The organism is Micromonospora sp. NBC_00898, assembly GCF_045207895.1.
Taxonomy (GTDB): domain Bacteria; phylum Actinomycetota; class Actinomycetes; order Mycobacteriales; family Micromonosporaceae; genus Micromonospora.
In genome coordinates this window covers 861,565-873,728 of the sequence record NZ_CP108775.1, presented here as the reverse complement: position 1 = coordinate 873,728, position 12,164 = coordinate 861,565, and the positions used below count along the sequence as shown (strand labels likewise).

Annotated in this window: 9 protein-coding genes, 1 tRNA gene and 2 pseudogenes; 6 read left to right on the top strand and 6 right to left on the bottom strand. The window is 72.1% G+C overall.

The features are described 5' to 3' along the window. Nucleotides 1-144: 144 nt before the first annotated feature. The 3 genes from OG799_RS04070 to OG799_RS04060 form a co-directional block, all read right to left on the bottom strand. Nucleotides 145-456 (bottom strand): hypothetical protein, encoded by a 312-nt coding sequence (locus tag OG799_RS04070; RefSeq protein WP_406043222.1) that lies wholly within the window; start codon nucleotides 454-456, stop codon nucleotides 145-147. Beyond that, entirely contained in the window at nucleotides 453-767 is a 315-nt protein-coding gene (locus OG799_RS04065) for a hypothetical protein (RefSeq protein WP_406043220.1), read from the bottom strand. Before OG799_RS04065 ends, OG799_RS04070 begins: the two co-directional genes overlap by 4 nt. 124 nt (nucleotides 768-891) lie before the next feature. Then, a complete protein-coding gene (locus OG799_RS04060) occupies nucleotides 892-1,527 on the bottom strand; it encodes a hypothetical protein (protein WP_406043218.1) in 636 nt (211 codons plus the stop codon). 252 nt (nucleotides 1,528-1,779) lie between these two features. Here OG799_RS04060 and OG799_RS04055 point away from each other — a divergent pair, with 252 nt between their 5' ends. Then, entirely contained in the window at nucleotides 1,780-2,205 is a 426-nt protein-coding gene (locus OG799_RS04055) for a hypothetical protein (RefSeq protein WP_406043216.1), read from the top strand. Between the two features lie 149 nt (nucleotides 2,206-2,354). Here the strand turns inward: OG799_RS04055 and OG799_RS04050 are convergent, their stop codons facing one another. The 3 genes from OG799_RS04050 to OG799_RS04040 all read right to left on the bottom strand — a co-directional run bounded on the left by OG799_RS04050 (nucleotide 2,355) and on the right by OG799_RS04040 (nucleotide 4,050). Beyond that, on the bottom strand, nucleotides 2,355-3,374 hold the full coding sequence (locus OG799_RS04050) for a tyrosine-type recombinase/integrase (RefSeq protein ID WP_406043214.1): 1,020 nt from the start codon (nucleotides 3,372-3,374) through the stop codon (nucleotides 2,355-2,357). Then, nucleotides 3,371-3,709 carry an AbrB/MazE/SpoVT family DNA-binding domain-containing protein gene (locus tag OG799_RS04045; protein WP_406043212.1) on the bottom strand — a complete coding sequence of 113 codons (339 nt, stop codon included), beginning with the start codon at nucleotides 3,707-3,709 and terminating at the stop codon, nucleotides 3,371-3,373. Before OG799_RS04045 ends, OG799_RS04050 begins: the two co-directional genes overlap by 4 nt. 254 nt (nucleotides 3,710-3,963) lie before the next feature. Beyond that, nucleotides 3,964-4,050 (bottom strand) — tRNA-Leu (locus OG799_RS04040). Between the two features lie 93 nt (nucleotides 4,051-4,143). Between OG799_RS04040 and OG799_RS04035 the strand changes: the two are divergent. The 5 genes and pseudogenes from OG799_RS04035 to OG799_RS04015 form a co-directional block, all read left to right on the top strand. Then, nucleotides 4,144-4,515: pseudogene (locus tag OG799_RS04035) on the top strand (tetratricopeptide repeat protein); the annotation flags it as partial. A 1,661-nt stretch (nucleotides 4,516-6,176) separates the two neighbouring features. Further along, nucleotides 6,177-6,678 (top strand): annotated as a pseudogene (locus tag OG799_RS04030) (hypothetical protein); the annotation flags it as partial. 211 nt (nucleotides 6,679-6,889) lie between these two features. Then, on the top strand, nucleotides 6,890-9,460 hold the full coding sequence (locus tag OG799_RS04025) for a fibronectin type III domain-containing protein (protein WP_406046198.1): 2,571 nt from the start codon (nucleotides 6,890-6,892) through the stop codon (nucleotides 9,458-9,460). A gap of 271 nt (nucleotides 9,461-9,731) precedes the next feature. After that, entirely contained in the window at nucleotides 9,732-11,147 is a 1,416-nt protein-coding gene (locus tag OG799_RS04020) for an RNA-guided endonuclease TnpB family protein (protein WP_406043210.1), read from the top strand. Between the two features lie 20 nt (nucleotides 11,148-11,167). Further along, nucleotides 11,168-12,163: an AAA family ATPase gene (locus OG799_RS04015; protein WP_406043208.1), complete on the top strand. Its 996-nt coding sequence runs from the start codon at nucleotides 11,168-11,170 to the stop codon at nucleotides 12,161-12,163. Nucleotide 12,164 lies beyond the last annotated feature (1 nt).

The window sequence follows — 12,164 nt, the reverse complement described above, 5'->3', positions numbered from 1 at the left end:
CCGGCGGGGGTGACTCTGCGTGCCGCTGTCTGCGGCGATGACGTAGACGCGGACGAGATCGACCCTTGCGGGCACTTCAGCTCGGACGATGGCACTTGCGCTTATTTGCGGCGATGAACACTTTGTGGTCGGCAACATGCCGGATCACGAGTGGACCAACGGTATCTGAGGAGCGTGGTGGGCGCCGAGCTTGTGGATCAGCGGCGACAGGGTGCCGGGCTGGAGCGGTTGGCCGGCGCGGCGGCCGGGGAACAGCCAGCGTGATTCGCGGTTGGTGGCGGTGCGCATGTTGATCCGCCGGTCGAGATGCTCGAGCAGCAGGGCGGCGACCGGTTCGGGCACCGGTGAGGGTGGGTCGCCGAGCCGTAGCAGAACTTGATCGTCGTCGCGGATAATGTCGTCTATGGTCAGCCGGATGATCCGGCTGACTGGCTGGGCGCAGCGCAGCAGGATCACCGCGGCGACCCGGGTACGCAGCTGAGCGCGATCGTCGGTGAGCAGCTGGCCGAACCGCCGGTGCGGTCGCGCTCGGGCAGCGCCGCGGCGCGCGGTCCTTGGGCGGCCGACAGCTCAAACCGTGGGCTGAGCCGGTTCGCGGCCGACCACTGCAGAAACGCCTGGACGTTAACGCGGTCGCTGACGCTGTGCTCGACGGCCCAGATGTCGACGTCGGCCTGACCGCAGTCGGCGAGCGCGCGGCCACGGGCGGCCAGCCACTCGAGCAGGTCGGCGGCCTGGCTGATCTCCTCGCCGGCGTAGCGGCGCACGGCCGGGGTGATCGGCCGAGTCTCGGCGCGAGCCCGGAGCCGGGGGCAGGACGTGCCAGGTTGCGAACCGGCGCAGGAGCTGGCGTGGTGTTCTGCTGTTCGGCGAGGCCGTGAGGCTATTGGTCTAGCCGGCGACGTCCTTGATGGCCTCGTAGAACTCGGGGTCGTTGGTTCGAGGAATCAGCGCGTCTCGGTTTCCGGACCACAGGTCGGTCCGCAACGGGAAGGTGCATGTGGTGTGCCATCGTCGCCGCCCCCAACGTTGTGGCAGGACGAGCACCTCTACGGTGGCGGTGTAGGGACCGTCCTTCAGTTGGGTCTCCGAGGTGTCCCACTGGAACTCGATCACCCGCTCGACCGACTTGCGGCCCTCGACGGCGAACGGCATGGCGTACTGCCGGTGCTTGTCCGATTCTGGATAGACAGACCCGTGGAAGGCGATCCAGAACATGCGTTTGGGCAACGTCTTGTGGTCCGGGGATTTCTCGTCGCCGGCGCCGCCGCTTAGGCGCAGCTTGATGTCGGCGACCACGAGGGAGGCGGGGGCCGGGTTGTGGAAGACCAGGGGTATGTAGAGCACGATCTTGTTGCTGGTGATGGCGCCGCTAAACACGTGCCCTGTCTCCACGCGCAGGCGACCGCGTCGGACCTGCATCCACCAGAACGATGCGAGCGTGAAGATCAGCGCGGTTACGGAGATAGCCACCGGCGGAGTGATCCAGGCGTTGGTGGCTCCGAGGAGCGGAAGCGCAGCATCCATGCGCTGAAGTCTTTCGGGCGCCCGCAACTCGGTCGTTGAGGAGGCCCGCGCCGCTCGGCGACCGGGACGCTCCGGACTACGTCCCGGCCTTCATCGATACCGCTGGCGGAAGCTAATCACCGAGCGCGACGTACCTGGAGAACTCGCACCGGTCGAATACGCGAGGCTGCCAGTAAACCGCGGTCCCGTCGTACGCCCGGCAGTCCACCAACGCCGCCGCTGACCGCTGAGGACCAGGCGGCCGAGCCAACCGTGCTCGACGACCTGGCCGACGCGGAGCCCCGCGACGAGCTGACCCGTCGAGAACTGATGAACAGGTGGCAGTCCGCGGCTAGGCTTCGCTGCGATTCATGGGCAACGCGGGAGGAGACTGGCATGGGCAACGCGGCGTGGGGCGCTGGCCACCACACGGGCGTGGGAGAGGGCCTCGCCATCGGCGAAGAAATCGGCCGAGCCATCGGCGAAGCTGCCGGCGTAAAGAAGGGCGTGGCGATCGGCGTCGCTGCGAGCGCCGTCGTCGCGGCTGGCGTCGGACTCTGGAAGCTCGACCCATGGAGGCTTGTCTCGAAGCACCTCTTGGGCCGTGAGCAGGACCCTGCCGTCATGGACTCGAACCCGGTCGCCGAGAAAAGCGTCGACGACGAGCAGGAAGCCCGCGAAGGCACCCCAAGCGAATAGGTTAGCCAATACCGCAGCCGCCTGCTGCGTCGCCGGCGCAGCCGGCGGGAAGCGCCGCCCACCCTGCAAGACATCGGCGCTGTTACGAAGTAGCTCCTGCGGGTGGGCCTGAACGTAACCACCCAGGCCCACCCGCGGTCGATTCCAGCTCAAGCGAGGGGATGAGGCTCGTTGGTTAGCACCGCCAGAGCCGCGGCGACCTCCTGAAGACTCGCCCGGACGTACGTAGTGGTGGTGCCAACGTCACTGCCGCTGTCGGAGTGACCGGCGTACGCGCGGGCCACAGCGTAGCCGAAGTTGCGCTCGACCCACGTCAGCGTCGTGTGCCGCAGCCAGTGGGTGCTGATCTGCTGCACGTACACCCACGGCAGGTGCTCACCGATGCGCACCCACAGATGGTCGTAGCGCCGGTACGTGATCGGCTGCCCGTTGCGGTAACGCAGCAACTGGCCCGTTCCCGTCGCCTGGCGTTCCTCGGCATGCTGCTGCAGATGCCTCATCAGCGTCGGTGACACCGGCTGCCACCGCACCGTGTCGCCCTTCTCCCGCAGCAGGATGAGGCACTGGTCCGGGTCTAGGTCGACCGGCCGCAGAGCCAGCGCACCGCCCCGGCGGCACGCCGTCTCGGTGTGCAGCCGCAGCAGCAAACTGTCCAGCGCCGGGTCATCGCCCGTGCTGGCAGCGACGGCGTTGATCTCCGCCAACCTGCTGTCGGCAACGGCTCGTCTGGTGCTGGGCAGGCGCCGCGGCTTGGCCACCTTGAGAGCAGGGTTGTCGGCCGCGGCGACGTACCCATCGGCGACGGCCCGCTTGTACAGGCACCGCAGCGCGGCGATCAGGTGCTCCGCGGCGCTGCGCCCGCCTCGGGCATTGCGCCGGGCCACGACGTGCGTCTTGGTGTACTCGGCGAGCTGCTCGATCTCCGAAGGTGTCGGCTCATCGAGCCGCCGCTGCCCCCACTGCTCCAGGACCCGCTTCCAGTACGAGCCGTACGCCCGCCGCGTACCGTCGCTGACCGCTGCCGCTACCACCGGCACATACTCGGCGAACGTCGGCGCGGGTGGACGGTCCGACGCCGCCTCAACGAGGTCAGCCGGCGAGATCCCCATCCGCGCCAGCAACAACCGCGCGGCATCGAGTTCCGCCCGGCCAACGGTGGTGTCGCTCATGCCTGACCACCGCCCAGCAGGTCTGCGTGAACCGCCACGACCATCGCATCCAGGGCGGCGGGAGGATGCACCACCAGTAGGCCGTCAGCCGGGTTGGCGGCCAGGAGCACTCGGTCACCAGCGGTCAGCCCGCACCAGTGCCGGACAGCCGCCGGCAGGTGGAGATGGCCTTGTCCGGTGATGGTGAAGACGCCCTGCCGGTCCAGCCGGACGATGATGACGCCGGAGGCCTCACGGATGTGCAGCCGCGTGCCCGGCCCCCATCCGAGGACCCGGATGATCGCGCGGTCGGCGATCCTGCCGCTGTTGTCGATGGCAGCCAGGCCGTACACCATCGTGCCGGCGCGAGGCGTCGGCAGGACCGGCAGCGGCAATGGCGGGCGGCGAGGAGCTCCACCAAGCGGACGACGAGACGCCTGCTCCCGGTCCGCCAGCCTCACGGGAGGAATGACGGGAGCCACGGAACGATCAGCCACGACAACCGCCCCCGATCGAGACAGGCTCGGTCGAGGGCGTCGCTGAGATCAGATCTGCGTGGTCAAGCGTGCTTGACCACCAGTACGCGAAACACAGCATGGATGCTGCAATTTGGTGTCCGAGGGGGGACTTGAACCCCCACGCCCTATACGGGCACTAGCACCTCAAGCTAGCGCGTCTGCCATTCCGCCACCCGGACCTGCTCGTCCAGCCTACCCTGTCGGCCACGGTGACCTCGTCAACCGTCAGCCGCCCCGGCGGGCCGCACGGGGCATTACTGTACACGGCTCGGATGGATCATGCACATCGCCGCCCGCCACCCTCCGGCGACGGACGTTTCCGCAGCTCACGGCGTCGCCTCACGGACCTCACCGGCGACCTCGTCCCAGGATGCGTCGGGGTGGGTAGCGTCCGACCGCCGACAACCGGCAGCATTGCTCACGTGTCCCACCCCTCCCCCCTGACCGCAGCCCACCACCAGGCCCTCGCTCTGCGCTCGGCCGGTGACCTGGCCAGCGCCTGCCGCCTGCTCGCCGACGCGATCGCGGGGGCTCGACCGGCGTACGGGGAGGACCACCCCGAGGTGCTGGGCAGCGCCCACCTGCTGGCCCGGCTGCACCGCGAGGCGGACGACCCGGCCGCGGCCCGCCGGGTCCTGGAGGAGGCGTACGCGGCCGGCGAGCGCCGCCGTGGGGACGCCGACCCGCTGATGCTGGCGCTCAGCTTCGACCTGGCCGGGGTGGCGGAGGAACTGGGCAACCGGCACGAGGCCCGCCGCAACTACACCCGCGTCGCCACCGCCGGGCCCGCGGTGCTCGGCCCCGACCACCCGGCGGTACGCGCGGCCCGCACCTACCTCGGCGGGTCCGCCGCCGCTCCCGCCACCCCCGCTGCCACTCCCGCCGGCGGCCCGCTCCCCGGTCCGGCGGCGCTCTCCGGGCCGACATTGTCGCTGCCGGCCGTACCTGGACCACGGGCGCCGCAGGTCCCGCCGCCCCCGCCCGTCCGCGGCGCGCCGCGGTCCGCCCCGCCCGCCCCAGCCGCGCCGGCCGTACCCGGGTCGGAGTGGGCGCCGCAGCCCGGCCCCTCGCAGTCGCAGTCCGGTGTGCCGCACGAGACATCCCAGCCGACCCGGCCCGTCTCGGCGCCGGCGCACCCGCACCCGGCGTCGTCGGCGTGGGCGCCTCCGTCGGCGGCCGGACCGGCGGCGTCGCTGCCGCCGCCCCCGGTCATCCCAGGCCCCGCGTCGGCGCCGCCCGCACCAACCCCGGCGCCCCGCCCGGCACCCGCCCCCGCGCCGTTGCCAACGGCCAGGACCGCTCCGGCGCCCACCTGGGCCCCGTCCGCCACCCCGACGCCGACCTCCGCGCCGCCGGCTCCCCTGCCGCCGGCCCCGGTGATCCCGGTACCGGCCTCCGCGCCACCCGCCCCCGACCTACCGGCCGCGCCGGCATCCCCGCCGCCCGCCGCGCCCCCCGCCGTCGTCGCTGCCGCCGTCCCGACACCGGTCTCCGCCCCGCCTGCGTCGCCCCTCGCTCCCCCGGCCGCCAGCGGCCCCCCTTCCCCGCCACAGCCGGTCGCCGACCCGCCGACTCGGCCCTCCGCCACAGGGACCGCCGTGGGTCGGAGTCATGAGCAGCCGCCGGCCACCCCGCCGCCCGGCTGGACGAAGCCGACGGTGCAGGTGCAGCAGATCGCGCCGCTGCTGCGGGAGGAGGCGGCCCAGGCCGCCGCGGCGGTGCCGCCCGTTAGTGCGCCACCACTGACCGCGTACCCGGTCAGTGGCGCACCGGAGCCGACGCCCCCGGTCAGCGCGCCACCAGCACCCCCGTACCCGGTCAGCGGTCCAACGGGGGCAATGCCGCCGGTCAGTGGCCCGCCGGGGGCAGGGCCGGTCAGCGCGCCACCCGCATACCCGGTCAGCGGTCCGCCGGGGCATCCGGCGTACCCGGTCAGTGGGCCGCCGGGAGTCCAGCCGATGAACTCCTACCGGGGCGGGGCGGGCCACCCGGTGGAGCCGCCGCCGGTGAGCGGGCCGCCGGCCGTGGCCCCGGTCAGCGCGTCGCCCGTACCGCCGTGGGGGTTGACCGCACCGCCGTGGAGCAGCGCCGCGCCGCCGCAGCCGCTCGACGGGCCGCCCGACGTCGAGCTGGACGCCCCTGCGGGGGACACCAACGAACCGGACCCGCACCCGCTGCCCGGACCGACCCCGGTGACCGAAGCCGCCGCGCCGCAGCCGCTGCCGGTCTACGACGACCTGCTGGAGTTCCCCGAGCCCCGGCCCGCCGACGGCGCGCCCGGGGCGGAGGCGTACCCGGCGCAGGTGGCGTGGCCGGCGGTGCCGGCGCCGTTCCACCAGCCGCCCGCGTACCCGCAGGTCGAGGAGCCGGAACCGCGCGGCCGCAACCGCGCGGTGATCGCCGTGGCGGCGGGCGTCGCGGTGGTGGCCGTGGCCGCGGCGGTCGGGGTGGGCGCGGTGCTGCTCAACCGCGACGCGGCGCCGGCGCCCGGGCCGACCCGGGCGAAGCCGGTGGTGAGCGGACCGCCCCCGGCTGACCTGCGGCTGCGCGACGACACCACCACGATCACCATCACCTGGACGGACCCGACCGGTGGTGGGGTGCCGTTCATGGTGGCCGGCGGCCGGGCCGGCCAGAAGCTGGGGGTGATGGCCACGGTGGACCCGGGGCAGACCAGCTACACGGTCAACGGGCTGAACGGGAAGCTGGACTACTGCTTCACCGTGCTGGCGGTCTACTCGACGGACACGTTCGCCACCTCGGGTCAGGTCTGCACCGACCGGGAGCGCGCCACCCCGCCGGGCTGACCGACCGTCCACCCGCACCACGCTCGGTGTCCACAGCGGGACGGTGCGGGTTCCCCCGGATCGGGGCGGCCCATATGATGGCTCCCGGCTCTGGGGAGGGTCGTCGCCGCACGGCGCGTCTCCCCGCACCGACACGGGGAGGCAGCCGGCAGTGGCCACCATCGAGGACGTCGCGAGCACCGGTACGGACACCCCCAGACCCCGTTCCCGGATGCGGGGTGGGCTGGTCACCATCGGCACCGTGGCGGCGCTGCTGGCCGCCATGGGGCTGACCGTCCTCGGGCTGGGCGCCGCCGACAACGCCGTCGCCAACTACGACGCCTCATCCTGGCTGTGGAGCACCACCCGCAGCGAGATGGCCCGGGTCAACGGGGTCACCGCGCGGGTCGACACCCGGGTCGAGATCCCCGGCGCCCGTCGGCACCAGATGCAGGTCACCCAGACCGACCGGCTGCTGATCCTGCGCGACCTGAACACCGGCCAGGTCAGCTCGCTGGACCTGGCGACCCTCCAGATCACCGCGACCACCCCCACCACCCCCGGCTTCGGCGTGAACGTCGCGCTGCACGAGAACGCCGCGTTCGTGGTGGACGCGGTGCAGGGCATCGTCCGGCAGCTCGACCCGCGTTCGCTGACCCCGGTGGGCGAGCCGGTGCGCTACCCGCCGGGCATCACCGGCGGTTCGTTCGACGGCGAGGGCCGGTTGTGGATCGCGGTGCCGAGCGAGGGCACGGTCTCGGCGATCACCGCGGCGGAGCTGCCCGCCACGCCCGGGGCCGCGCCGCCGGCGGGCGCCGGCCTCAGTCCTAAGCAGATCCAGACGTACGACGTGGCCGAGCCCAGCCACGAGCTGGCGGTCTCCACCCTGGACGAGGGGGTCGCGGTGCTCGACCGGACCTCCGCCTCGCTGGTGACCGTCCGGGGCGGCCGCACCCAGCGGGCGGAGCTGACGATGACCGCCCCGGGCACCCTGCCCGCCCGGACCAGCGGGCCGCAGGTGCCGGTCACCGTGGCCGGTGAGCGGCGGGTGCACGTGGTCAACGGCGACAACGAGGTGCGGCAGTTCACCGTCCCGGGCGCCGGTGACCGGCTCAGCCCGGCGGTGGCCTGGGCGGGCCGCTTCTACTGCGCGGACGAGGCGACCGGCACGGTCTACTCGTTCGACGCCGACGGCAAGCTGGTGGACACCATCTCCGGCGCCGGGTCCAGCGGCCCGCTGGAGTTGGAGGTGCGGGAGAACCACCTGTTCATCAACGCGCCCAACTCGCCGACCGCCCGGGTCGTCGACGACAAGAACCAGGTCCGCGAGGTCAACAAGTACGCCAACGACGTGCTCGGCGGCGACCCGCCGCCGGCGGCCCCGCCGCCGCCCCCGCCGAAGAAGCCTCGGGTGGGCAAGCCGGGCGCGCCGCGCGCCGTCACCGCCGCGGCGGGCAACGCCTCGGCCCGGGTGAGCTGGCGGCCGGCCGCCACGAACGGCGCCGAGATCACCAGGTACGTGGTGGAGGGCGCCGACCAGCGCCACGAGGTGGGCGCCAACCAGCGCGCGGTGGAGATCACCGGGCTGACCAACGGCGAGACGTACACGTTCTCGGTGCACGCGGTCAACGCCAAGGGCGACGGGCCGGCACGCAAGAGCAACCCGGTCACTCCGACCGCGGCCGTGCCCGACCCGCCGGCCAGCGTCACCGCCGAGGCCCGCCCCGACGGCGCGGTGCTCGTAAAGTGGCCCGCGGCCAACGGCCAGGGCAACACCATCGCCCGGTACGCGGTCACCGCCGCCTCGGCCGGCGCCACCGCCCCGGCCGGCGAGTCGACGAAGACGGAGCTGGTGATCCCCGCCGGTGAGCTGGAGTACGGCACCCAGTACGCGTTCACCGTGGTGTCGGTGAACGACAAGGGCGCCGGCTCGGCGGCCTCCCCGGTCAGCAACACGGTGGTGCCGTTCACCGCCCCCGCCGCGCCCGCCGACCTGCGGGCCGCCACGGTGGCCGACCAGCCCGGCACGGTCGCGGTGCAGTGGTCGCCGGCGGTGGAGAACGGCCGCCCGGTGACGAAGTACCTGGTGGACGTCGGCGGGAAGACCAGCGAGGTGACCGACACCCGGACCACCGTCGGCGGGCTCGGCGACGGGCAGAACGTCACGGTGAAGGTGAAGGCGGTCAACGAGGCCGGCCCCGGCCCGGAGGCGTCGACGACGGCTCGGACGGTGGCCACGCCCCGGATCACGGTGACCGGCTCGTCGGCCGACGCGACCTCGGTGACGGTGTCGTTCACGGTGGACGCGGGCGGCGGCAACGCCACCTGCTCGGCGGCCACCGGCGGGAAGACCGCCAGCGGGAACTGCTCCAGCCTGCGGGTGACCGGGCTGACGCCGGGAACGGCGTACACGGTGACGGTGACCGCGAGCAACGCGGCCGGCAAGGGCACCGCCACCCGCGCGCAGTCCACCGACCCGCTGTACGGCGTCGCCACCTGCAACAACGGGCCTACCGGCGACCAGCGCACCTACTGCGATGCGGACGTCGACGGCCGCAACGGCAACGAGATCTTTTCGGTCCCGCAGCAGATCAACGCCAAGCAGGTCGGCTGGGCGAAGCCCGGCACCCGGCTGAGGGCGTACTGCAAGAAGCAGGGCGACAACGTCGACTCCTGGATCTACAACAACCAGAAGCAGAGCACCTGGTGGGTGCAGGTCGACTACTCGGGACGGAACTACATCCCGTGGGCCTGGCTCAACCTGGAGGGCGGCGACAACATCAACCTCCTGCCCACCTGCTGACCGCATCACCGACCGAGGAGGAGTGGTGAGTTGTCGATGCCCTCTGCACACCTGTCTATGTTTGCCTGTTGTGGGTAGCATCTATCGGTTTGGCGAATTGCCGAGCGGGTGGGCCGCGTAGTGAGCACACTTCGCCGGTGGGAGGCCGAGGGCCGGATCATGGCCTGTCGTCTGCAATCCGGGGCGGCGGCATCTCGACGATCCCAGTGCGCCGCCCGGGCTGCGACGCTAGGGGACTCGAAGGGGTGGACCTGACCGTGGAGGGTGACGGGTGAAGGTCACGCGGATCGCATACTCGGCTGGTCTGAATCCGGGTAAGTATGTGGCGTTGGCGGAGCAGGCACGTCGGTTGGGCCGGGTGCGTAGTGAGGTGTGGCAGCGTTACGGGTCGATTCGCGGTGCGGGGTCGGGGTTGAGGGATCGGCAGGTGCGGGACCGGTGGCTGGCCGACGGCACGCACATGCAGTTCGGTGTGTTGGCGAATGCGTGGAAGGAAACCGTCCGCGACGCGATGGCCGACATCGGAGCGAACCTGGCGGCGGCCAAGGTTGAGGTGCGCCGGGGGATCATCCGCCGCACCAACGATCCGGCCGAGCGCAAGCGGATGTTCACCGCGTTGAAGGCCGACCGATGGGCTGAGGATCCGTTTCTGGCTCGGCAGATGCGCAAGCATTGGAAGCGTGGCCGCAACCGCACGCACGATCAGATCGTGGTGCGCGCCGACCAGCACCACACCGTCGTCGACGGGCGGGGCCGGTTGTGGCTGGCGGTTCCCGGCCTCGAACGCCGCAGGATGGTCCGCATTCCGCTGTCCACGACCGTCGCGCCGACGGGGACGCTGCGGCTGATCCTGCGCGGCGGCCGGGTCGAGGTGCACTACCAGATCGACGCGTCGCAGCTGCGGTCGTCGCAGCGGCCGTGCGGCGAGGCGACGGTCGGCGTGGACAAGGGCTATACGGAAGCCCTGACCGACTCCGACGGCGTTCACCATGGCTGCGGCCTGGGTGAGCTGCTGGCCGGTGAGTCGGATCTGTTGAAGGAACGCAACCGGCGGCGGGCGAAGCTGCGCTCGATAGCCAGCAGTGCCGCCCTGCGTGGCGACCACGCGAAAGCGCACCGGATCAAGGTCAACAACCTTGGCACGGTCAAGCGGGACCGACAGGCCGCCCGGCATCGTGTGCGCGTGCGCACGGAGATCTTCACCGCCGTGCACCGGGTCGTGGACAAGGCCGCCACCGTGGTCGCCGAAGACCTCACCAAGAGCTTCGCCGGGCGCAAGACGCTCGGCAAGAATCTCAACCGGCGCCTCGCCGCGTGGACCAAAGGAGTCACCGCCGAGGCGCTCACAAACGTGTCGGAGCGCAGAGGTTCTGCGCTCGTGCACGTCAACGCCGCCTACACCTCACAAACCTGTCACCGCTGCGGCCGGCTCGGCCAGCGCAGCGGGGACCGGTTTCACTGCACCTGGTGCGGGGTGGTGTGGCAGGCCGACGTGAACGCCGCGATCAACATCCTGCAGCGAGCAGGCGACCCCGACATCGCCCTGCACACCCCGCACCACAAGGTTAAGCAGATCCTGCAGGACAGGACCGATCGCCACCGGACCAGACTGCCGGTCCAGGACTCCAGCCCGGCCACCGCCGAGCGGAGAGCGAATCATCCGAACCGCTCAGCGATGAGCAACTAGTAGGAAGCAGCACCGCGCACGTGAACACTCAGGAACCGCTCACCCAGCCGGAGGTGCAGAGCTTCGCCGCCCTCGCCGCCCGGCTGGCCGAGAACGTCAACGCGGTCGTGCTGGGCAAGCCGCAGGTGGTCCGGCTGGCGCTGACCGCGCTCTTCGCCCAGGGGCACGTCCTGCTGGAGGACGTGCCCGGGGTCGGCAAGACCACCCTGGCCCGGGCGATCGCGGCCACGGTCAAGGGCCAGTGGCGGCGCATCCAGTTCACCCCGGACCTGCTCCCCTCGGACGTCTCCGGGGTGACCATCTTCAACCAGGCCACCCGCGGCTTCGAGTTCCACCCCGGCCCGGTCTTCGCGAACATCGTCATCGCCGACGAGATCAACCGGGCGTCGCCGAAGACCCAGTCGGCGCTGCTGGAGGTGATGGAGGAGCGGACCGTCACCGTGGACGGGGTGCGGCATCCGGTGCCGCAGCCGTTCCTGGTGGTGGCCACCCAGAACCCGGTGGAGATGGACGGCACCTACCGCCTCCCCGAGGCCCAGCTCGACCGGTTCCTGGTGAAGCTCTCGGTGGGCTACCCGGACGAGGCGGTCGAGGTGGAGGTGCTGCGCGGGGCCACCGTCCGCTCCCCCGACTCGCTGAGCGCGGTCGCCGACACCGCCACCGTCGGGGAGATGGTGCGGATGGCCCAGCGGGTGCACATCGCCGAGCCGCTCTACGCGTACGCCGTCCGGCTGGCCGTCGCCACCCGCACCCTCCCGCAGGTGCGGGTCGGGGTGAGCCCTCGGGGGGTCATCGCGCTGACCCGGGCGGCGTGCGCGTACGCGCTCATCGACGGGCGGGGCTGGATCATGCCGGAGGACCTGAAGGCCCTGGTCGAGCCGGTCTTCGCGCACCGGCTGCTGCTCACCCCGGATGCGCAGGTGCGCGGGGTGACCGCCGCCGAGGTGCTGCGCCAGGCGGTCGCCTCGGTGCCGGTGCCGCTACCGTCCGGCCAGCCCAGCCCGGTGCACGGCTGAG

Coding starts and splice junctions, on each gene's coding strand:
- OG799_RS04060 (WP_406043218.1), bottom strand. CDS start 1,527: ATGGATGCTGCGCTTCCGCTCCTCGGAGCCACCAACGCCTGGATCACT.
- OG799_RS04050 (WP_406043214.1), bottom strand. CDS start 3,374: ATGAGCGACACCACCGTTGGCCGGGCGGAACTCGATGCCGCGCGGTTG.
- OG799_RS04045 (WP_406043212.1), bottom strand. CDS start 3,709: ATGGTGTACGGCCTGGCTGCCATCGACAACAGCGGCAGGATCGCCGAC.
- OG799_RS04025 (WP_406046198.1), top strand. CDS start 6,890: ATGCGGGGTGGGCTGGTCACCATCGGCACCGTGGCGGCGCTGCTGGCC.